Genomic DNA, 19,305 nt, shown 5'->3' with positions numbered 1-19,305 from the left:
ACCGTCAGACCCGCCCAATTTGGGCGAAACGCGGGGGTTGGGCCTCTCCAGTCGGGCTACGCCCTCCCTGCGACGCCCAACCCCCGCGTTCTCATCCTGATTGACGCTGGATTCTCATCTTGTTTGTCGCGCTGCAGGCTGGCACGTCGAGGCTACAGGACAGAGCTTTTGCCGACCGTGACCTATGAAGAGGCAAATTGCCATGCCTGGCCTTGGGTCAAGCAACGCTCGCGTTGGCTCAAAGGATTCCTGATCACGTATTGCGTACACATGCGCCGCCCCTCAGAGTTGCTCAAGGATCTTGGCTGGTGGCGGTTCATGGGGATACAGGCCATGTTCCTGGCCACCGTGCTGCAATTCGCGTCACTGCCACTTTTGTGGAGTTTCTGGCTCCCGGCTGTCGGGATTCCGCATCCGGTCATTCAAACACTCGGGGCAGGGGTGATCCTGCCCATCGTGGTGCTGGTGATCACCAGCGAGATCGTCGGGCTGCTTATCAGTTTATTTGCTGTGTCGGCCAGGGAACGCCGCCATCTGATCCCGTGGGTTTTCACGATGCCGATCTATTTCATTCTTGGAGCACTGGCGAGTTACAAGGCGCTTTATGAGTTGGCGCTCAACCCGTTTTACTGGGACAAGACCCAGCACGGATTGCGCCCTAACCTTCTTCCTTACGGGTGTTCGCATCCTGCTTCAGACGGGTCATGAACGCGACCGAGATGTGATCGCGCAGCGCCTGTCCCGCCGCTGCTTCGTCCTTGGCTTCGATTGCTGAAACGATCTTGTCATGTTCTGCCTGGGCGATCTGGGTCCGCCCCACGGCTGCCAACGACGTCGTCGCCATCAACGCCATCGTCCGGTGTACCAGATCAAGCTGCTGAACCAGATAGCGGTTGTGCGACGCCAGATGGATTTGCTTGTGAAACCGGCGGTTGGTGCGTGACAGGGCAGCCGGGTCCCCGATCAGCGCGTTATCCTCTTCGACCATTTCGCGCAAAATGCGCACCTCTTCATCGGTTGCATGGCGCGCAGCCAAGGACGCGGCCAACCCTTCCAGTTCACGACGCACGACATAAAGCTCGGACATCTGGTTGTGATCCAGCGACGCCACGATCAGGCTACGTCCGTCACGTGCCAGAAGCGATTGCGTTTCAAGCCGTTGCAAGGCTTCGCGCACCGGCGTTCGCGACACGCCAAATCGTTCCGCCAATTCACTTTCAACCAGCCGGTCGCCGGGGCGATAGGTCCCGATATCAATCGCTTCCAGAATCATGGAATAGGCGTCGGTTTGTTGGGGTCGCATGGATGCCATCGGGGCCTCGCGTATCGTTCAATACGCTACTCTAGGGTGCTGCGGCAACGGCGCGCAACCCCAAGCACTTGCAGGCGCACAATCGCGGCCTTACTGCTGGTGTCATGCCAGCATCAGACTTTTCACATGTTCGGGCGTGGGTCTTTGACCTCGACAACACGCTCTATCACCCGGCCGCACGGCTCTTTGATCAGATCGAAGTGCGAATGACGGCCTATGTCATGACCATATTGGGTGTTGATCATGCCGAAGCGAACCGGTTGCGCGTGCATTATTGGGAAACGCACGGTACCACGCTGGCGGGGTTGATGCGAGAGCATCAGATCGACCCGGCCCCCTATCTGGACGACGTGCATGACATTTCGCTGGATCACCTGACACCGGACCCTGACCTGGCCGCGCGCATCCGGTCTTTGCCGGGGCGGCGGATCGTCTACACCAATGGCTGCGCACCCTATGCTGAACGCGTGTTGGCGGCGCGCGGCCTGTCGAACCTGTTCGATGCGGTATACGGCGTCGAGGATGCAGATTTTCTGCCGAAGCCCGAAGCGCAGGCCTTTGACCGTATCTTTGCGCGCGACCAGCTGGATCCGCGCGAAGGGGCGATGTTCGAGGACGACCCGCGCAATCTGTCCGTCCCTCACGCCATGGGAATGAAGACAGTGCATGTGGCAGATGACCCGCATGCGGCAGATCACATCCACCACCACACCGACAATCTGAGCCATTTTCTAAACCGCCTTCAAGGGTAGGACAGGATGACGCTTTGGCCTTCGCGGCCAGTGGATTATGTTGGGATATGAAGGAGAGCGATCATGGCCAACGCAACATCATGTGACATTCTGATTTCCGGAGGCGGCATTGCAGGGCTGACCGCAGCGGCGGCCTTTGGCTCGGCGGGTTTTGACGTCATTTGCGTTGATCCGGCGCTGCCCGTCACAGAGCGGGAGGCAGAGGGCGCGGATATGCGTACTACAGCCATGCTGCAACCGGCGCGCGATCTGCTCGAGGCCGCCGGGCTATGGGACGCATTGATGCCCCATGCCTCTGCGCTGGATGTCATGCGGATCGTGGATGCAGGCGGCCCGGAAGGCACGCCCCGCGACATCAAGGAATTCAAAGCCTCCGACGTGTCCGATCTGCCCTTCGGGTGGAACCTGCCCAACTGGCGTTTGCGCCGCGAGATGGTGGCGCGACTGAATGCCCTGCCGAACGTGGACTTTCGACCCGGGACAGGCACGCAAAGCCTGTTCACGCGCACGGCCGAAGCCCGAGTCGGGCTGACCGATGGCAGCCAGATCAGCGCCAGGCTGGTAATTGCAGCGGACGGGCGCAATTCGCCAATGCGCGAAGCGTCCGGGATCGGTGTCCATACCAGCCGTTATGGTCAAAAAGCACTGGCCTTTGCGGTCACCCATCCGATCCCGCATGAAAATGTCTCGACAGAAATTCACAAGACCGGCGGGCCGTTTACGCTTGTGCCTTTGTCTGATCATGAAGGTGTGCCATCCTCGGCCGTGGTCTGGATGGACGATGGTCCGCTGAGCGTCGCGCGATACACGATGGAGAAAGAAGCGTTTGAGGCAGAGATGACCGCACGCAGCTGTCATTTGTTTGGTCCGCTCACGCTCGCATCGAACCGCACGATCTGGCCCATTATCAGCCAAAGGGCCGAACGGTTGAACGGCGTACGTCTGGCCCTGCTGGCCGAAGCGGCGCATGTGGTGCCGCCCATCGGTGCTCAAGGGTTGAACATGAGCCTCGCCGACACGCGCAGTTTGCTGGATCTCGCCACGGCACAGCCCGACACGCTGGGCGATGCCGCGATGCTGGAGGCCTACCATAAAGCGCGCATTGGCGATATCCGCATGCGCGTCACCGGAATTGACCTGCTCAATCGCACCAGTCAGGCGAAATCGCCACTGCTGCGGGATGCCCGCGCTTTTGGATTGAAGGCCCTGCACGAGGTGAAGCCGGTGCGGCAGACTTTGATGCGACTTGGGCTCGGTATCCGAAAAGCGGGCTGAAACACTGGCATGGCGGAGGATGCCTCCGCCTTACGGGATCGGTTTGTTCTGCGTTGCCTGGTGTTGTGAATGAACTACGCGTGCCGCAACGCGCGCTGTAAATCTTCAAAAAGCGCGATCCGTTCTTCTTCACTGAGGAAAGAGCCGATTTCGACCTCACGGCCCTTGCCTTTGAGGGTCACGTAATGCGGCACTGGTCCCTGATCCTCGTATTTGGTCACCTGCGTCCAATAGCGATTGCACTCCCACTCCCGCACCTTTCCGTTCGCATCCGTGCGCGTCAGGTGCGTTTCCTCTGCGTCTAGCGTCAGTACTTCAAGGATCTGGCGTGATCGTCGATTGCGCCGGAGTGCGAAATATATCCCCCATACTGCCAGCAGCAGGAAAGGGAGCAAGCCCCAGAGCACGACGCTGCCCAGAAGTGGCAGGGCGGGAATCAGGATAAGCGTGAACGTGGCCAGAACAAAGGCCGCCATTCCCTGCTGTGGCAACGAGTTATGTGGCCAAAGTTTGAGCTCTTGTGTTGGTGCGTCTGTTTGTGTGGTCCACCGATAGGGCATGGTGATGTTATAAACCTTGATCTGAAACTGTCTAAGGGCAGGTTGTCGCGGAGGGGTGTCCTGCATTGGGGCTCTGCCCCAAACCCCGGAGTTTATCTGGCAAGATGAAAGGGACAGTGCCTCTTTTAGAGCAATGGTGCTGCACCAGATAGAGCTACGCCACTGTATTGCCCGCTTACTGGCTGAAACCCTCCAAAATATCTGAAAGGAAAATGTCTGTCGCTTTACGATTGGAGTACGGTGCGGAGGGGAATGTCGGCTGCTTTGGCAAAGGATCGGGTTCGATTTCATCGCGATGATTCTGTGTTATCCGTCACATTTTGAGGCGCAAAGCGCGCTGGTCAAACGGCGTCGCTTTGTCGGTGGGAATACGGTGCACTGTTGAAGCTGACGCTTCGACAAGCAAGGTTCTTTGGTCAACGCATGTTTTCCCTTTATGACCCTCTGACAGTGATAGTGGACCGGCAGCACCTTCAAAGTAAAAAAGCCCGGATCGCGATCCGGGCCTTTTCAATTCTTCAATCACAGCGCATCTAATGCGCGTGTTTCTTGTCCCAGTCTTCCTGTTTTGGCAGGATTTCAAAGGTGTGCTCTGGTGGCGGGCTGGGCAGGGTCCATTCCAAGGTGTCCGCATATTCGTTCCACGGATTCGCTTCGGTCGACTTGGCACCGCGCAAAAGCGACCATGCGATGATACCGAAGAAGAACAGGAAGGACGCAAAGCTCAGGAAGGCACCCCAAGAGGACCATTCGTTCCAGTAGGCAAACGCTTCAGGGTAGTCGATATACCGACGCGGCATGCCTTGACGACCCAGAAAGTGCTGCGGGAAGAACGTCAGGTTCGCACCGATGAACATCATCCAGAAGTGCAGTTTGCCCGCCCATTCAGGATACATGCGGCCGGTCATTTTGGGGAAGTAGAAGTAGACCCCCGCAAAGATCGCGAACACGGCACCCAGCGACATCACGTAGTGAAAGTGCGCCACCACATAGTAGGTGTCGTGATAGTAGCGGTCCACAGCAGCCTGGCTGAGAACGATGCCTGTCACGCCACCAACGGTGAACAGGAACAGGAAGCCGAACGCCCAGAGCATCGGTGTTTTCATCTCGACCGAACCGCCCCACATCGTTGCGATCCAGCTGAAGACCTTTACCCCGGTTGGTACCGCAATCACCATGGTCGCCAGCATGAAATAGGCCTGCTGGTTCAGCGACATGCCCACCGTGTACATATGGTGTGCCCAGACGACGAAGCCCAGAACACCGATCGCAATGATCGCCCAGACCATCGGCAAGTAGCCGAAGATCGGTTTGCGCGAGAAGGTCGCGATGACGTGGCTGATGATACCAAATCCGGGCAGGATGATGATGTACACTTCCGGGTGGCCAAAGAACCACAGGATGTGCTGATAGAGTACCGGATCGCCGCCACCGGCAGGATCAAAGAAGGTAAACCCGAAGTTCCGATCCATCAAAAGCATGGTGATTGCGCCCGCCAGAACAGGCAAGGACAGCAGGATCAGCCAGCTGGTGACAAAGATCGACCACGAGAACAGCGGTACTTTGAACAGGGTCATCCCAGGGGCCCGCATGTTCAGGAAGGTGGTGATCATGTTGATCGCGCCCAGGATCGAGCTTGCGCCCGAAACGTGGACCGCGAAGATCGCCAGATCCATCGACATGCCGGCTTCGTTGGTGGACAGGGGAGGATAAAGCACCCAACCGACACCCGAACCGAGCTGACCGTTGCCGCCCGGTGTCAGCACCGAGCAGATCGCCAATGTCGTCCCTGCGACATACATCCAGAAGGACAGGTTGTTCATCCGCGGGAACGCCATGTCAGGCGCGCCGATCTGCAACGGCATGAAGTAGTTGCCAAAACCACCGAAAAGCGCCGGAATAACAACAAAGAACATCATAAGAATGCCGTGACCGGTGATCAAAACATTCCAAAGGTGCCCGTTGGGAGTACATTCACCGGCCGCTGCTGCTGTCAGTCGCGCGCCTTCCATGCACATGTACTGGACGCCGGGGTCCATAAGCTCGAGGCGCATGTAAACGGTGAATGCGACTGAAACAAATCCGACCAGGGCCGAAACGACCAGGTACAAAATCCCGATATCTTTGTGGTTTGTGGACATAAACCAGCGGGTAAAGAACCCGCGTTCGTCTTCGTGCTCGTGCCCGTGAATGGCTGCGTCGGCCATGCGGTGCCTCCTGCGTTTGTGTTTTCGCCATGCGAGGGGTTCCCATCCGCGCATGGATTCTCGTGCTGTTTTAAAGATTTGAACCGACTGCATCAATGGGCGATCGCTATGTTAAGCGGGATGAATTGTCGCGTGTTCGGCATTTGTCTGTCTTTGGTCCATTGAATTTGCGTGGTCAACGGACCTTGTCATGCGGTCTGCAGCACGCCCGCACACGAAGGTGCGCGGCCAAAAAGCCACTCTTTGGCGGCGGACAGCCCTTTTTTCATTATTTGTTTCGGCTGATCCATTTGCGACATTCTGCAAACCGATTTGAAAAACGCACTCCCTCGAGTGTCATGCGATGGTGATCACGCGCAGCCTTCATCCCGACATCCGAGCGGTTCAGCGAGCGTATTATCGACAACAGTGCTTGGTTGTTCCAAACAGGTTGGCGTGGCCTAGGCGCATTCCGCGGAAACCTCGCCGAACACGTCCTCAAATGTGCGTTTGAGCGCAACATCCACATCATCCATGGTGACAGGCAGGCCCAGATCCACAAGACTGGTCACGCCATGGTCGGTGATCCCGCAGGGCACGATGCCGTCAAAATGAGTCAGATCCGGTTCGACATTGATCGACAGACCGTGAAAGCTGACCCATTTGCGCAAACGGATGCCGATGGCCGCCACTTTATCCTCAGCCGGGCTGCCGTCGGGCAGGGGCGGTTTTTCGGGGCGGGTCACCCAGACACCGACGCGACCGTCGCGGATCTCGCCCTTGATGTTGAAAGTATCGAGGGTCGCGATCACCCAAGCCTCAAGACTGTGCACAAAAGCACGCACGTCATGGCCGCGCTTGCCCACATCCAGCATGATATAGGCGACCCGCTGGCCGGGGCCGTGATAGGTGTACTGGCCGCCGCGCCGGGTCTGATGCACCTCAAAGCGGTCCGGGTCTGTGAGGTCAGCGGTTTTGGCGGACGTTCCGGCCGTATAAAGCGGTGGATGCTCCAGCAGCCAGATACATTCATCTGCTTCGCCAGCGGCAATGGCTGTGGCGCGGTCCTCCATCCACGCCTCTGCGGCGCGATACTGGGTCAAGCCGGGTGTGATGATCCATTCGACCATCGCGATCAGGCCGCGTCTTCGCGGATGACTTTTTGCAAAAGCTGCGCGTAGTTTTCAGCGCCCTGTGCGCCAGTCACAAGATATTTGCCGCCGAACACCATTGAGGGCACGCCGGAGATGCCGCGCGACGTCCAGAACTGCTGTTTTTCCCGGACCGTTGCGGCCAGTGCGCCCGTTTCGAGAATCTGCTGGCACGCCGCGCGGTCAAGCCCGACAGAGGCGGCCACATCAAGCAGCGTATCCGTATCGGAGACATCCTTGTCGTCAGTGAAATGCGCCTCGAACAATGCCAGTTTCAGGGGATGCTGAAGACCCTGGCCCAAGGCAAAATCCAGCAATTGATGCGCGGCAAAGCTGTTGACGATTCGGCTATCGGCCGAAAAATTGAACGTAAATCCAAGACCTTCGCCCAATGCGTGCATCTGGGACCGATTTTTCGCCGATTGTTCTGGTGTTGAGCCATATTTCTCGATGATGTGCTCCGTCAGATTTTGACCTTCCGCGGGCATGCCAGGGTTCAACTCAAACGGATGCCAGCGAATGCGTGCACCCGTGCCGGTTGCGGAAAGCGCCTGTTCGAGCTGCTTAAAGCCGATAATGCACCATGGACACATGATATCCGAGACAATATCGACCTGAACGACGGGGCCTTGCGTTGCTGATTGAGTGTCATGTGTCATAAGCTGACCTTTCCGAAGCAGCGCAGTGAGCCACATAAATCATCCGTTGCGCCCGGATTTTCAAGGTTGCTTCGAATTGCGCGTGCAATTGGCGTAAAAAAGTTTGGCGAATCCGCAGGAAATGTTAGGGTATTCGCATATTTCGGAGGGTTTTTTATGTTTTCCAAGTCAATTACAGCCTCTGTTTTGGCGCTTTCGCTGGCCGTTGTGCCTGCGGAAAGGTCCGAGGCAGACATTGGTGATTTCGTTGGGGGTGTAGCGGTCGGAGCGATTGGGAGTGCAATCGTCAGGAACAATCAACGGCAACGTACGACCACACGCCGCTATGTTGCGCCGCGGCTTCCATCGACGCAGGAAGGGCGCCAGATTCAGTCATCGCTCAATTATTTCGGCTTCAATGCTGGCACGGTTGACGGGCAACTGGGTCGGCGGTCGCGCGATGCGATTTCATCCTATCAGGCCTATCTCGGATATCCGGTGACGGGGCAGTTGACGCCGTTCGAGCAGAACCTGCTCGTCACGTCACACAACCGCGCGCAAGCTGGTGGATATGCCACCAACCAACTGGTTGCAGCGAATCCTGACGGAACACGGGGGCTCCTGAAACAGTATCGCGCTGAAATGGCGGGCCAGACACCTGCACCCGCACCCGGCACGACGGTCGTGGTTGCGCCCGCACCAACAACATTCGCGCCACCGGTCGCGGCCCCGTCTGTCGTTGCGGCGGCACCGTCCGCACCTGTTGCGGCAACCCCGCCCGCGGCCATCGCGACCTTCGCAGCAGCGGCGCCTGCGCCCGCGGCACCTGCACCCGCCGCTCCGGTGGGTCTTCCCAACTTCATGGGCAACGGTTCGGGTCCGTCTCTGACAGCGCATTGCAACACTGTATCGCTGCTGACCAATACCAATGGTGGCTTTACAACCGTAGCTGCGATGACCGATCCGAATGCCGCCCTGAACGAGCAATTCTGTCTGGCCCGAACCTATGCGATCTCCAACAGCGAAAATCTGATCGCCAAGGTCCAAGGCTTTACGCCCGCTCAGATCGTCGATCAGTGCAAGCAGTTCGGCCCGGCCATGCAACCTTACGTTGCGTCACTGTCTGCAAAGTCGGAAGCGGAAGTGACGCGCGATGTCGCAGCTTTCATTCCCCAGACAGGTATGCCGCCTGCGCAGTTGAAAGGGACGGCTCAGATTTGCATGGGTGTTGGATATCGTATCGATGATATGGACGTGGCCCTTGGCTCGGCTCTGATGCTCTATGCTGCGGGTGATCACGTCTATGGTGAATTGATGGGCCACCATCTGGCGCAGGGATTTGGGACCACACGCCAAGTCGATGCTGCCCGGGTCTGGTACGCAGAATCGTTGAAGGCAATCGATGCGGGCGCGCCTGCCGTTTTTGCACCGGGACAACCGGAGCGGACGGAATTGCTGCGTAAAGCGTCGATGTCGCTCGGCATGGAAACGGGCGGCGCTACGCCTGCGCAGGCACAGCCACAACCTGCATCCTTGCCAACTTTCGGTATCGTTAGCGACTAAGTCGGCACACAACGGGTCGGGCCATTGGTTCGACTTGCTCCGGGGTCCGGTTACGGGCCCCGGTTTTTCTTTGAAAAGGCCTCTTGGCATCCCGGTCTTTCAGGGCTAAAGACCGTTCACCAAGTCAAGGCGTGCGGCCGTGGCGGAATTGGTAGACGCGCAGCGTTGAGGTCGCTGTGAGGTAACACTCGTGCGAGTTCGAGTCTCGCCGGCCGCACCATTTTTATGACCTAAGTCACTGATATATAACGGAATACTTCAAGTCTGGCCCCCACTATGGCCCGCACTTGACCGCACGTGCGCCGTGTGCATATATTGTTTCCGCAGCCAATTACCGTCTCAGGGCAACAAAAACAGAGACAAGCCCACCTGAACTCTCCCCAACGCAGGACCATGTGCTCCGCTAGTTGGATCGACCTGTTCAGTTTCCCTTAACCCAAGGGAGGCTTGTCTGCTGTGTGCGTCGGTCTCCCGTTTAGAGGAGGCTGCAAGATGGCCGTAAAAATCGAACTGCTCACGCCTGAAGAGAAGGCGGCAGAACTGAAGGTATCCACTGAGACATTGAAGCGTTGGCGTCGGCTTGGCAAAGGGCCGGTTTTCAAACGCATCAGCCGCCAGTGTATCCGCTACCTCCCAGAGATGATCGAAGAAGACGCGGCATGATGACCCTCACCGAGGCGTGGCGACGCTATAAGGCGCGGCTGAAGGCGTGGGGGTCGGAACAGGTCCGCTATTCGCGCAGGCACTTCGGCATGTTGGTCACCGACTACACAGAACAAAGAAAGGCCGCCCGTTACAGGCCGCCCCCCGTGAGGTTGAGCAGTAAAAACCCGGCTGTTGTGCTGACACCGGGCAACTTCAATGCAGGAAAATATACTATGGGACGTAATACACTAGATGCGGCCAAGCCGCAACCCATCTACATCGCCCCCGTCAGAGTGACGGACACGCGATGTGACGAACCTGGCGGGCACTACATCGACGAGTTCACCACCGACACGGGCAAGGTCATATGGCGGCTGAGACCCACCGTGGGAGAGCTGCCGGTCCAGTTTCTAACCACGGCGGAGCTCTACTACTTCTTCTGTATGCAGATGCTGTACGTCACCATTGGGTGCGTCACAGCCGAGGAGAGCGAGTTCACGCTGGCGCGCGCGGCGTACATCAAAGTCGATCTGCTGCGCGGCGTGCATACCGGCGCGTTCTACCCATCGAAAGAGTGCTTTGAGGCGGCGCGCCACGCCGTGGACTATCAACTCAGCTACGACGCGGCCTACCAACAGTTTGGCGACACCATGCATGTCCACCGCCCGTGGCTGTTCGAGCCAGAGCGCCAATACACCCCAAGACCAGAGCAAGACTACCCATGAGCGTTTACATCATCAAGGAAACAGCCGACGAGGACGATGGTCTGGAGGGGCGTCTGGCGCACCCTTCGGGCGCTCTGGGGGCCGTTACCGACGCGGCCTACCGCAGTGCGCAGCGCGACACACGGTGGCCCGCTCTGGCGGGCGCCATAGCAGGCCTGGCGGTCGCCACAGGCAACCGCTGGGTCGTGGCGCTGGGCGGGCAGAAAACGCCGCTGAACCTCTACGTCCTGCTGCTGGCCCCCACCGGGACCGGCAAGGAGGCGGCGCGTGGTATTGCGCGATCCCTGACCACCGAGACCGGATCGCGCAGCTACGACACCATCGCGTCCGACGTGGCCCTGCACGAGACGCTGACGAGCCGCCCCAACCTGCTGTTGAACATCGACGAGTTTGGGCGGTATCTGGCGACGATGCGGGAGGATAAGGGGAGCCACCAGAACCGCGTTATAACCATGCTGATGCGCCTCTACGGGCTGGCGCGGTCGGAACTGTCGGCGCACAACTACGCCAACAGCAAGCAGAATAAACCGGCGGTGCCGAAGCCGTTCGTCAACTGCCTCTTCACCTCGACAGCGGTGCGATACCTGGAGGCGCTGGAAGGCGCAGACGGGGAGGATGGGACGCTGAACCGGCTGCTCGTCATACCCGGCACGATGGCGGACCTGAAAGACTTCGAGGACATCGTCCACGAAGATCTGCCGGAGCCGCTGGTCAAGATGTGCGAGAACCTCAAACGCGGTCCGCTCAGTGGCGAGGGCCTCGACCTCGTGGGTCGGGTCATGCGCGAGGGGTTCGAGGCGACCGAAGAGGATCGGAAGGCGCTGATCGCCCGGTCGGGCCTCATCACCTGCGACGAGGTGACAACGGCGCGGTTGAAAGAAATACGCTCCGAAGCGGATCAGCGTATGCAGGGCGACGAGGGCATGCCCTTCATGTGGGTCCGCGCCTTCGAGCAGACCCTGCGACTGGCGGGTATCATGTCAGTGGCGGACGCCGCCATGGTCGGCCCGCTGCCCGAAACCGTACCGCTCAAACACGTCCAGTACGCCAGAGACTTGATCTTCGGCGCGATCAAATGGGCCGAGGGAGCAATGGGCGACACCGTGGCCAACCTCAACGAGCGGGAGAAAATGCAGCAGGCCATCCTCGACGCCTGTGTGCGCCTGGACCAGAAGATGCCAGCCGACGTGCGCCGACCGGGCGACGGGTGGGTGCCGGGGCGTATGCTGGCCGACAACCTCAAGGGGCGGGGGCGTCGCCGCCGAGATGTGACCGACGAGATGGAGGCGCTGTTCGAGGCGGGGTGGCTTGAGGTGGTGGACTGGTCACCAGAGGCGGGGCCCCAACAGCGGTCTAATAAAAGGCGGTTTTATCGGCGGGGGGGAGGGCCAAAAGGCGGGTAGTTGGGGGACGGTGGGGACAGGTGTCGGGGGACGCCTTTGAAAGACGTCCCCCTTCGTCCCCACCCCTAAAAAGCGTTTTAATCAATAGAAACAATACTCTTAGAGGAGAGGGGGGGCAGGGGGATAAGTAGACACAGTAACGCGTTTTTAACCAAAAACCCGCCTTTTGGCCCTCTTTTTCTCCCTACTAGTCGCCCCGTCCCCATCCCCCACAACCCCGCTGATAATAGCCCGCTGATAATAGCCCCGCCAGATGGGGTCGCGCAGCCAAGGAGAAGAAAATGGAAGAATACGAAGTGAAGATTAACGGCCACGCCGAGTGGGTGACCATCGACGAGTTGATCGCCTGCTACCAACTCAGGAGGGTCGCGCAGGCCCGCCTGCAGGAGGCCACGCTGCTGAAAATGATGTATGAGCGGTTGTTGACGGAAATCCGAAGACAAAGACCGCAGTTTTGAGCATGTACGAAATCGAGCGCGGCGGGGGAAGTGTAATACACTGTAATTAAATAGCAAAAATAGTATAGCTGTTGATTGCAGGCGTTCTTTCGTGTTTCATGAAAACCAAAGCTAGATCGCGCTACCAGCTTCAGGGGCGGGCATTTCCACGTACGCACGCCAACCTCGCGCGTGTGAAGCGGTAATCGAACAGGCTTGCTAACAGCCGAGTTACAGGAGGAGAAGATGACATTCCAAAAAGGATTTTCCGGGAACCCTTCGGGCAGGCCGCCGATGCCGCAAGAGGTCCGCGAAGCTATCCGCGCCAACGGCGAACTGGCTGTCCGTCGCATGGACCAGCTTTTGTCGGATGACAGCGCCTGGGGACCGAAAGGCTGGATGAAGCCGAGGGAGCAAATCCTGCTGGCAACGACCGCGCAGGAGCGCGCCTACGGTAAGATTGAAAGCGTGTCGGTCGATCATCGGCACGGTGGAACGATTGGGCTGGCAGCGAAACCCAAGTCAATATCTGAACAACTGGCGTGGATGGCTGATCAGTTGCCTGAACGGAAAGCACAGAAATCAATTATCGATGCTGAGATCGTCGAAATGAATGCGTCGAGCAGTTAGCCTTAGTTGTGGCTGATTGACTTCAAGCGGTCATTCGCTGCGCATTGCATGAACTGGTAAGATGCGGACAGAGCGGACCCCCACTCAAAAAGCTCGACTGTCGGCTTTCAGTAAACTGCTTAATAAACGGTGATTTTTGGAACATTGAGAATGTCCCTTTTGGGGCCACACCGACATTTGTAGCACGGCAATAAAACTGCATCTTCAATCCGGAATTATCGCTCCTAAATGCTTTAACTTGTGTTCAGGTTCGACATGGATTGTAACCTTGGCGCCATCCAAGTGATCTTTCAAAGACTCCTCTATCCGGTCACAGATTTCATGAGCTTGAAAGACAGTCGTTTCACCGGGCACGACCAGATGGAAATCAATAAATATTGCCGCGCCTGCGTGCCGTGTCCGAAGATCGTGCGCTTGCATTGCGCCATCCAATTGTGACGCGATAACATTACGGATCGCGTCAAGTGTCTGCGCTGAGACGGCCTCATCCATAAGACCGCTCAGGGACTCTTTGACGATTTTCGAACCTGACCAGAGGATGTTGATGGCCACGAGCGCCGCCAGTGCCGGATCCAGTATCCACCATCCTGTTGCAACAGCAAGAATAACGCCAGCGGCAACCCCGACAGAGGTAAGAACATCCGTAATCAGGTGTTTTCCATCGGCTACCAAAGCCGGTGATTTCTGTGCTCGTCCACGTGTGATCAGCATCCAAGCCCACAGTCCGTTTATGACTGTTGCCGTCATGTTCACAAGAAGCCCTTCTACTGGGGCATCAAGCATGACTGGCTGCATGAAGCCGTGGTAGGCTTCGCGAAAAATAAGCAGTGCGGCAACGATGATCATTACACCTTCGAGGACAGCACTGAAGAATTCTGCTTTGTGATGGCCGTAGGGGTGATTGGCATCAGCGGGTTTCGCCGCGATATGGATCGCGACGAGCGCGGCGAACGCTGTTGCGACATTGACCGTGCTTTCGAGTGCATCTGATAAAAGTGCGACCGAACCAGTTATCCAGTAGGCAAGGGCTTTCAATCCCAAGACAGCAAAGCCGACGAAAATATTGCCAATTGCAAGCTTGATAGTGGTCATGTTGGCCGTTCCTCCAGTCCTGATCACGGCAGTTAGACTGCGCGATACAGTGGTGCAAGCCGCTGACTTTGCGAGTGAAAGTCATGTTCAAGTTAATCTATATTTCTATAGCTGGGATGCTCCCAAAACTCTCGTTTCTGGCAGGGGCGTAAAACGCATCATTATTGGCTGCCACAAATTCCGTTCAAAACCTAACCAGTTTTCGAAGGTTTTTGGCTCTCTCGTGCAAGCAGACATCCATGCATCACGCAGCATCGGTGAGTCTGGGCTCTCCCAGCACCTTCGCCGCGCTGGACACGATTGGCCGGTCCGGGTCGCTAGGCCGTTCGCTGCGCTGTGCCTGAACTCACTGAGGGCGGGACGGAGCCGACCTTGAATTTTTCGCCCTTGCTGTTGCAGCATCGCTTAGCACATGCAGCAAATTTCCGGTTGCTGTGCCGCGCACATCACCGAAGCAGGCATTGCAATCCGCGATCAAATCTAAACCACCCTTTCGCTGCAAGCAGATCGAACCAGTAGGTCGCAGAACAAAGTGCACTACTGATGCACCTTCTGCAACGACGGCTTTCTGCCGGTATCGACCAACAAAAATGCAGCTTGGGCAGGTTCTGAAGTCGATCTTCGTCAGCTGTATTTTGCGACACCAATGTGACACTGAGGTCGACTAAACTCCGGAGATCGGGATGGCTTTCAGAAATATTAAGGTTCGACCAGACCTCCGGCGCGTTAATCTTCGGCGATGTCTTCATTCCACAGGTCAGGCTTTTCTGCGATAAAGCGGCGCATCAGGTCGATACATTCAGGATCATTGGCGAGGATGACGTCGACGCCGTTTTCGCGCAGGAAATCCGGATTGCCGGGAAAATTCTCTGCCTCACCGATCACCACGCGGGGGATTTTGAATTGGATGATTGTGCCGGTGCACATCATGCAGGGACTGAGCGTCGTATAAAGTGTTGTGCCCGAATAGCTGCGTTGGCGTCCGGCCTTTCGCAAACAGTCCATTTCGCCATGGGCGATTGGATCGCCTTGTTGAACCCGTTGGTTTCGTCCGCGCGCCACAAGGTCTCCGCCACGGGCCAAGACACTTCCGATAGGGCAGCCACCTTCATCATATCCGCCTTTGGCTTCATCATAGGCGAGGCGCAGAAATCTTTGGTCATCGGGGCTCAGCATTGTGGCTCCTTTCGAGTGGTCTAAAACTTATTTGTTTACTTGTGGGATGAATTAACCAATTCTTTTCTCATGACGCAAGCTCAGGTTTCAGATTCGCCATATGCGGCTGGGGAACATACCGTCCAGAAAGAGCTGGCCAAGCTGCTTGGCCCCAGCGGCATTCTGACCGGAGATGAGATCAGTCACGCCTTCACGCAGGATTGGGCCAAAGACCGGACAGGCCGCTGCATGGCGGTTATCCGCCCGGCCACTGCGCAGGACGTATCGCAGGTGTGCAGGCTTTGTGCAGAAGCGGGCGTGGCGATCGTACCGCAGGGCGGCCATACCGGGCTTGTCGCTGGGGCGCAGCATGACGACACGGATTGCATCATCCTGTCCACGCAACGCCTGAACCGGATCTGCGACGTGGATACCGACAACCTGTCTTGCACGGTTGAGGCCGGGGTGGTGTTGGAAACGCTGCAAGCCACGCTGAAAGAGCAGGGTCAGCAGTTTGGGGTCGCAATCGGATCACAAGGCAGTGCGCAGATCGGCGGACTTATCTCGACCAATGCTGGCGGCGTGCGTGTTCTGCGTCATGGCATGATGGGCGCTCATGTCATGGGGCTGGAAATGGTGCTTGCTGATGGCAGTATCGTTTCCTCGATCAGCGGTTTGCACAAGGACAACCGTGGCCCTGATCCGCTTCGCCTTGCCATCGGTGGGGAGGGCGCGTTTGGCATCATCACAAAGGCCTGTCTGCGGATTTCGCCGCAATGGCAATCTGCGGCGACTGCCTATGTGGGGTGCGCATCCTTTGGCGATGCCTTGGCCATGTTGCGGCATTTGCGCGGCACCGCTCATGAGGTTCTATCCGCATTCGAGGTTATGTCTGCGGCCTGCCTGCCTTTGGCAAAGTTTGTTGATCCAACACTCGTTCCGCCGTTGGATGCACCGGTGCATGTGCTGGTGCAACTGGGCTCCGCTCTGGACCTGCCGCTCGACGACATGCTGGAAAACGCGCTTTCGGCAGCACTTGAACAAGGCATTGCGGCGGATGCGGTTGTCGCCAAATCCGACAGGCAGGTGCAGCGTCTCTGGGCCTTGCGCGAAGGGCTGGTCGAAGGCCATTCCCGGCGCGGGTATCATGTGCGCAGCGACGTGTCCTTGCGGCTTGGGCAACTGCCGGACGCGGTATCAGCACTTGAAACCATGCTGGCGGCGGAATTTCCGGATTGGATCGCTCAATCCTATGGGCACATGGGTGACGGAAATCTGCATTTCAACGCATTGCCCCTTGAAACCATGGTGGAAACGCAAGCGCGCGAAATCGGAAAGCAAATCGAACAACGGATTTTTGACATCATCCTTGAACGGGGTGGGTCGTTTTCGGCCGAACACGGCATTGGGCGCACAAAGGCGGGTTGGTTCCACGAGACGATGCCCGCACGGCATAACCTGCTGTCGCGCATCAAGGGCGCTTTTGACCCGGACACGATGATGAACCCGGGATGCCTTTTGGTGCGCGAGGATGCCAAGCTATGAAACGGCCCGCAAAAACTATCGGCGCATCCGAGCCATTGGCGGCGCGTGTCGCCGACCATCTCAGCCGCCAAATCAGGCTGGGTCAGATCGCGCCACAAAGCCGCTTGCCCACGGAAAATGATCTGGCCAATGAACTGGGCGTCAGCCGCAATGTGGTGCGCGAGGCGTTGTCACAACTGCGCGCGGACGGACTTGTGTATGTGCGGCAGGGGGCGGGGGCTTTTGCGCTGGCACCCGAAGACAGCAAGGTGATCCGGCTTGATCCGCTGCGCCTTGGGCAGGCGTCCGATCTGGGTGAACTGTTTGAGTTGCGTGCCATTCTGGAGACCGAAGCCGCCGGACTTGCAGCAACGCGCATTGGCCCCGACGGGCTGAGCGTTCTGTCCGAAGCCCTTGCCCGGATGCAAGGGCAAGAACGGACCCGTGACGATTCTGTCGCCGCCGATCTGGAGTTTCACCGTGAAATCAGCCGGGCCACGGGCAACGCGTATATCCTGATGTTCACGGCCTATATTGCCGGACAGATCCGGGACACGATTTATCTGGCCCGTCGCGCGCAACCGATTGATGTGGTGGTGGACGAAACTGTTGCGGAGCACGAGGCAATCCTTGCCGCCTTGAAGAACGCCGATGAAGCACAGGCGCGTGACGCGATGCGCCGACATATCCTGCACTCGGGCCTGCGCGCGGGGGCCAAACTTCCTGACTATCTGAACGGAGAAACCGAATGAGCCTTGGAGCGCTAAAGCACATCACCGATATCTGCCTGCTGGTCGAAGACATTGAGCGCACGGTGGCATTCTATACGGAAAAACTGGATCTCACTCTGCGCCGCCGTGCCGAGGGGTTTGCCGATTTCGAGATGCCCGGCGTGATCCTTGCGGCTTGGGAAATCGGTCATATCAGCCAACACACTGGTGTGCCCGACCGCCCCGCGCGCGCAGGCCACAAGGCTTGCGTCGCCATTGAATTGCCCAGTCCGGCAGAAGTGGACCGGCTTTACGCCGAACTCAGCGCCCGCGACGTGCCTTTTCAGGGACCACCTGATGATTTCATGTGGAATGCCCGGTGCGCCTATTTCTACGACCCGGACGGCACCGTCTGGGAGCTTTATGCCTGGTTGGGTGGGGGACCGGGCGATTATCACAACCCCCAAAAGCACGAAAAAGAAGGAGAGTAAGATGAACAGATTTTCAAACATGTCGCGTCGCCGTTTTCTGCAATCAGGCAGCGGTGTTGCCGTAGCCAGTGCGCTTGGCGGAGCCGTGCAGCTTGTGTTGCCAGACGCCGCAAGCGCGCAGGGTGCAAAAGTGGTGGTCAAATATGACTGGCTCATGGGCAACGGACAGATCGGTGACATCATCGCGGCGGAAAAGGGCATCTACAAGGAGGCCGGACTGGACGTTGAATTTGCCCCCGGCGGTCCGAACTCTGCCACCGTGCCACCTGTGATCTCGGGTGCTGCGGCACTGGGTCAGTTTTCCGAAACACCGCAGCTTTTCAATGCCCGCGCAGGCGGCGTACCGGTCAAGATCCTTGCCTGCGGTTTCCGCACCGGCCCTTACGCGCTGACATCCAAGCCCGACAAACCGCTGCGCAATCTTGAAGACCTGCAAAACGTGCGTGTTGGCGTGCAGCCTACGGCGCGGTTCCTGATTGATGCGATTGCCGCCAAAAACGGCATCCCGATCGAAAACATCACGGTGATCCCCGTGGGCTTTGACAAGGCACCTCTTGTTGCTGGAGAAGTGGACGCCATCGGGGGATGGATCACGAATACACAAGCCCTGTCAGTCGTGGGCGAAGACCGGATCGACCTTCTGGTCAGCGATCTGGGCCTTGAATCCTACGCTGATGTCTATTTCGCCACGGATGATGCGATAGACAGCAACGCAGATCAGTTGGCCGTCTTCATTGGTGCAACCGGCAAGGGCTGGGGCTGGGTCCATGCCAATCCGTCCGAAGCGGTTGAGGTCATGGTGGGCGCCGTTGACGGGCTTGATCTGGGCTGGGAGCAAAAGACCGTTGATCTGGTGCTTGGCCTCAGCTTTGACGAAAACACCGCCCGTGATGGCTGGGGCACGTTTGATCCGGCGAGCCTTGAATCGCAATTGGCGCTTTATGATCAGATCGGCCAATACGACAACGGGCGGCCCAGCCTTGCCGATGTGCATACGACCAGCATCCTTGAGATGACGGCAGATGCGCGTCCGAAGCTTGGCGCGCCTGCCTGAAG

At 57.9% G+C, this 19,305-nt stretch carries 20 protein-coding genes and 1 tRNA gene; 14 read left to right on the top strand and 7 right to left on the bottom strand.

What is annotated here, in order from left to right; genetic code table 11:
- Nucleotides 1-708, top strand: a 708-nt coding sequence (locus LC354_RS16025; protein ID WP_399203721.1) for a glycosyltransferase, incomplete at its 5' end; no start/stop codon positions are given.
- Here LC354_RS16025 and LC354_RS16020 read toward each other — a convergent pair.
- Entirely contained in the window at nt 659-1,303 is a 645-nt protein-coding gene (locus LC354_RS16020) for a GntR family transcriptional regulator (protein WP_223425557.1), read from the bottom strand. The genes LC354_RS16025 and LC354_RS16020 overlap by 50 nt on opposite strands.
- 113 nt (nt 1,304-1,416) lie before the next feature.
- Here LC354_RS16020 and LC354_RS16015 point away from each other — a divergent pair, with 113 nt between their 5' ends.
- Nucleotides 1,417-2,064 (top strand): pyrimidine 5'-nucleotidase, encoded by a 648-nt coding sequence (locus LC354_RS16015; RefSeq protein WP_223425555.1) that lies wholly within the window; start codon nt 1,417-1,419, stop codon nt 2,062-2,064.
- Between the two features lie 63 nt (nt 2,065-2,127).
- A complete protein-coding gene (locus LC354_RS16010) occupies nt 2,128-3,339 on the top strand; it encodes a UbiH/UbiF family hydroxylase (RefSeq protein WP_223425549.1) in 1,212 nt (403 codons plus the stop codon).
- Nucleotides 3,340-3,413: 74 nt separating this feature from the next.
- Here the strand turns inward: LC354_RS16010 and LC354_RS16005 are convergent, their stop codons facing one another.
- The 4 genes from LC354_RS16005 to LC354_RS15990 all read right to left on the bottom strand — a co-directional run bounded on the left by LC354_RS16005 (nt 3,414) and on the right by LC354_RS15990 (nt 7,895).
- The gene (locus LC354_RS16005; RefSeq protein WP_223425559.1) at nt 3,414-3,899 is read right to left on the bottom strand and encodes a DUF2244 domain-containing protein; all 486 of its coding nucleotides are present in this window, start codon (nt 3,897-3,899) and stop codon (nt 3,414-3,416) included.
- 533 nt (nt 3,900-4,432) lie between these two features.
- Entirely contained in the window at nt 4,433-6,106 is a 1,674-nt protein-coding gene (gene ctaD, locus LC354_RS16000) for a cytochrome c oxidase subunit I (RefSeq protein WP_223425543.1), read from the bottom strand.
- Between the two features lie 440 nt (nt 6,107-6,546).
- Complete coding sequence (gene lipB, locus LC354_RS15995; RefSeq protein WP_223425537.1) at nt 6,547-7,215, bottom strand: lipoyl(octanoyl) transferase LipB; 669 nt, start codon at nt 7,213-7,215, stop codon at nt 6,547-6,549.
- Between the two features lie 5 nt (nt 7,216-7,220).
- Nucleotides 7,221-7,895 carry a DsbA family oxidoreductase gene (locus tag LC354_RS15990; protein WP_223425531.1) on the bottom strand — a complete coding sequence of 225 codons (675 nt, stop codon included), beginning with the start codon at nt 7,893-7,895 and terminating at the stop codon, nt 7,221-7,223.
- Between the two features lie 156 nt (nt 7,896-8,051).
- Here LC354_RS15990 and LC354_RS15985 point away from each other — a divergent pair, with 156 nt between their 5' ends.
- The 7 genes from LC354_RS15985 to LC354_RS15955 all read left to right on the top strand — a co-directional run bounded on the left by LC354_RS15985 (nt 8,052) and on the right by LC354_RS15955 (nt 13,277).
- Nucleotides 8,052-9,437 carry a peptidoglycan-binding domain-containing protein gene (locus tag LC354_RS15985; RefSeq protein WP_223425529.1) on the top strand — a complete coding sequence of 462 codons (1,386 nt, stop codon included), beginning with the start codon at nt 8,052-8,054 and terminating at the stop codon, nt 9,435-9,437.
- A 133-nt stretch (nt 9,438-9,570) separates the two neighbouring features.
- A tRNA-Leu gene (locus tag LC354_RS15980) sits at nt 9,571-9,657 on the top strand.
- Between the two features lie 272 nt (nt 9,658-9,929).
- Nucleotides 9,930-10,100 (top strand): helix-turn-helix domain-containing protein, encoded by a 171-nt coding sequence (locus LC354_RS15975; protein WP_223425527.1) that lies wholly within the window; start codon nt 9,930-9,932, stop codon nt 10,098-10,100.
- On the top strand, nt 10,097-10,807 hold the full coding sequence (locus LC354_RS15970) for a hypothetical protein (protein WP_223425526.1): 711 nt from the start codon (nt 10,097-10,099) through the stop codon (nt 10,805-10,807). The genes LC354_RS15975 and LC354_RS15970 overlap by 4 nt, the downstream gene beginning before the upstream one ends.
- Nucleotides 10,804-12,210 (top strand): hypothetical protein, encoded by a 1,407-nt coding sequence (locus LC354_RS15965; protein ID WP_223425524.1) that lies wholly within the window; start codon nt 10,804-10,806, stop codon nt 12,208-12,210. The genes LC354_RS15970 and LC354_RS15965 overlap by 4 nt, the downstream gene beginning before the upstream one ends.
- Before the next feature lie 281 nt (nt 12,211-12,491).
- Nucleotides 12,492-12,668: a hypothetical protein gene (locus tag LC354_RS15960; protein ID WP_223425521.1), complete on the top strand. Its 177-nt coding sequence runs from the start codon at nt 12,492-12,494 to the stop codon at nt 12,666-12,668.
- Between the two features lie 225 nt (nt 12,669-12,893).
- A complete protein-coding gene (locus LC354_RS15955) occupies nt 12,894-13,277 on the top strand; it encodes a hypothetical protein (protein WP_223425520.1) in 384 nt (127 codons plus the stop codon).
- Between the two features lie 204 nt (nt 13,278-13,481).
- Here the strand turns inward: LC354_RS15955 and LC354_RS15950 are convergent, their stop codons facing one another.
- Together LC354_RS15950 and LC354_RS15945 are read right to left on the bottom strand one after the other, a co-directional pair.
- The gene (locus LC354_RS15950; protein ID WP_223425518.1) at nt 13,482-14,369 is read right to left on the bottom strand and encodes a cation diffusion facilitator family transporter; all 888 of its coding nucleotides are present in this window, start codon (nt 14,367-14,369) and stop codon (nt 13,482-13,484) included.
- Between the two features lie 726 nt (nt 14,370-15,095).
- Nucleotides 15,096-15,545: a nucleoside deaminase gene (locus LC354_RS15945; RefSeq protein ID WP_223425516.1), complete on the bottom strand. Its 450-nt coding sequence runs from the start codon at nt 15,543-15,545 to the stop codon at nt 15,096-15,098.
- Between the two features lie 69 nt (nt 15,546-15,614).
- Here LC354_RS15945 and LC354_RS15940 point away from each other — a divergent pair, with 69 nt between their 5' ends.
- From LC354_RS15940 to LC354_RS15925, 4 genes are read left to right on the top strand one after another with little or no spacing between them, the layout of a single operon-like run.
- Nucleotides 15,615-17,069, top strand: a complete 1,455-nt coding sequence (locus tag LC354_RS15940) for an FAD-binding oxidoreductase (RefSeq protein WP_223425514.1) — start codon at nt 15,615-15,617, stop codon at nt 17,067-17,069.
- On the top strand, nt 17,066-17,800 hold the full coding sequence (locus LC354_RS15935; protein ID WP_223425512.1) for a FadR/GntR family transcriptional regulator: 735 nt from the start codon (nt 17,066-17,068) through the stop codon (nt 17,798-17,800). Before LC354_RS15940 ends, LC354_RS15935 begins: the two co-directional genes overlap by 4 nt.
- Nucleotides 17,797-18,249, top strand: coding sequence for a VOC family protein (locus LC354_RS15930; protein WP_223425510.1), 453 nt, complete (start codon nt 17,797-17,799; stop codon nt 18,247-18,249). Before LC354_RS15935 ends, LC354_RS15930 begins: the two co-directional genes overlap by 4 nt.
- A gap of 1 nt (nt 18,250) precedes the next feature.
- Nucleotides 18,251-19,303, top strand: a complete 1,053-nt coding sequence (locus LC354_RS15925; RefSeq protein WP_223425509.1) for an ABC transporter substrate-binding protein — start codon at nt 18,251-18,253, stop codon at nt 19,301-19,303.
- Nucleotides 19,304-19,305 lie beyond the last annotated feature (2 nt).

Origin of the sequence: Tateyamaria pelophila (assembly GCF_019966495.1) — a bacterium.
GTDB classification, from domain to species: domain Bacteria; phylum Pseudomonadota; class Alphaproteobacteria; order Rhodobacterales; family Rhodobacteraceae; genus Tateyamaria; species Tateyamaria pelophila.
The sequence above is the reverse complement of the archived record's forward strand: the minus strand, read 5'-3'. Positions and strand labels throughout refer to the sequence as shown.

What these genes read in the sequence shown, in the direction of transcription:
- LC354_RS16020 (WP_223425557.1), bottom strand. Translation starts at nt 1,303, where the DNA reads ATGCGACCCCAACAAACCGACGCCTATTCCATGATTCTGGAAGCGATT.
- LC354_RS16015 (WP_223425555.1), top strand. Translation starts at nt 1,417, where the DNA reads ATGCCAGCATCAGACTTTTCACATGTTCGGGCGTGGGTCTTTGACCTC.
- LC354_RS16010 (WP_223425549.1), top strand. Translation starts at nt 2,128, where the DNA reads ATGGCCAACGCAACATCATGTGACATTCTGATTTCCGGAGGCGGCATT.
- LC354_RS16005 (WP_223425559.1), bottom strand. Translation starts at nt 3,899, where the DNA reads ATGCCCTATCGGTGGACCACACAAACAGACGCACCAACACAAGAGCTC.
- ctaD (WP_223425543.1), bottom strand. Translation starts at nt 6,106, where the DNA reads ATGGCCGACGCAGCCATTCACGGGCACGAGCACGAAGACGAACGCGGG.
- lipB (WP_223425537.1), bottom strand. Translation starts at nt 7,215, where the DNA reads ATGGTCGAATGGATCATCACACCCGGCTTGACCCAGTATCGCGCCGCA.
- LC354_RS15990 (WP_223425531.1), bottom strand. Translation starts at nt 7,895, where the DNA reads ATGACACATGACACTCAATCAGCAACGCAAGGCCCCGTCGTTCAGGTC.
- LC354_RS15985 (WP_223425529.1), top strand. Translation starts at nt 8,052, where the DNA reads ATGTTTTCCAAGTCAATTACAGCCTCTGTTTTGGCGCTTTCGCTGGCC.
- LC354_RS15975 (WP_223425527.1), top strand. Translation starts at nt 9,930, where the DNA reads ATGGCCGTAAAAATCGAACTGCTCACGCCTGAAGAGAAGGCGGCAGAA.
- LC354_RS15970 (WP_223425526.1), top strand. Translation starts at nt 10,097, where the DNA reads ATGATGACCCTCACCGAGGCGTGGCGACGCTATAAGGCGCGGCTGAAG.
- LC354_RS15965 (WP_223425524.1), top strand. Translation starts at nt 10,804, where the DNA reads ATGAGCGTTTACATCATCAAGGAAACAGCCGACGAGGACGATGGTCTG.
- LC354_RS15960 (WP_223425521.1), top strand. Translation starts at nt 12,492, where the DNA reads ATGGAAGAATACGAAGTGAAGATTAACGGCCACGCCGAGTGGGTGACC.
- LC354_RS15955 (WP_223425520.1), top strand. Translation starts at nt 12,894, where the DNA reads ATGACATTCCAAAAAGGATTTTCCGGGAACCCTTCGGGCAGGCCGCCG.
- LC354_RS15950 (WP_223425518.1), bottom strand. Translation starts at nt 14,369, where the DNA reads ATGACCACTATCAAGCTTGCAATTGGCAATATTTTCGTCGGCTTTGCT.
- LC354_RS15945 (WP_223425516.1), bottom strand. Translation starts at nt 15,545, where the DNA reads ATGCTGAGCCCCGATGACCAAAGATTTCTGCGCCTCGCCTATGATGAA.
- LC354_RS15940 (WP_223425514.1), top strand. Translation starts at nt 15,615, where the DNA reads ATGACGCAAGCTCAGGTTTCAGATTCGCCATATGCGGCTGGGGAACAT.
- LC354_RS15935 (WP_223425512.1), top strand. Translation starts at nt 17,066, where the DNA reads ATGAAACGGCCCGCAAAAACTATCGGCGCATCCGAGCCATTGGCGGCG.
- LC354_RS15930 (WP_223425510.1), top strand. Translation starts at nt 17,797, where the DNA reads ATGAGCCTTGGAGCGCTAAAGCACATCACCGATATCTGCCTGCTGGTC.
- LC354_RS15925 (WP_223425509.1), top strand. Translation starts at nt 18,251, where the DNA reads ATGAACAGATTTTCAAACATGTCGCGTCGCCGTTTTCTGCAATCAGGC.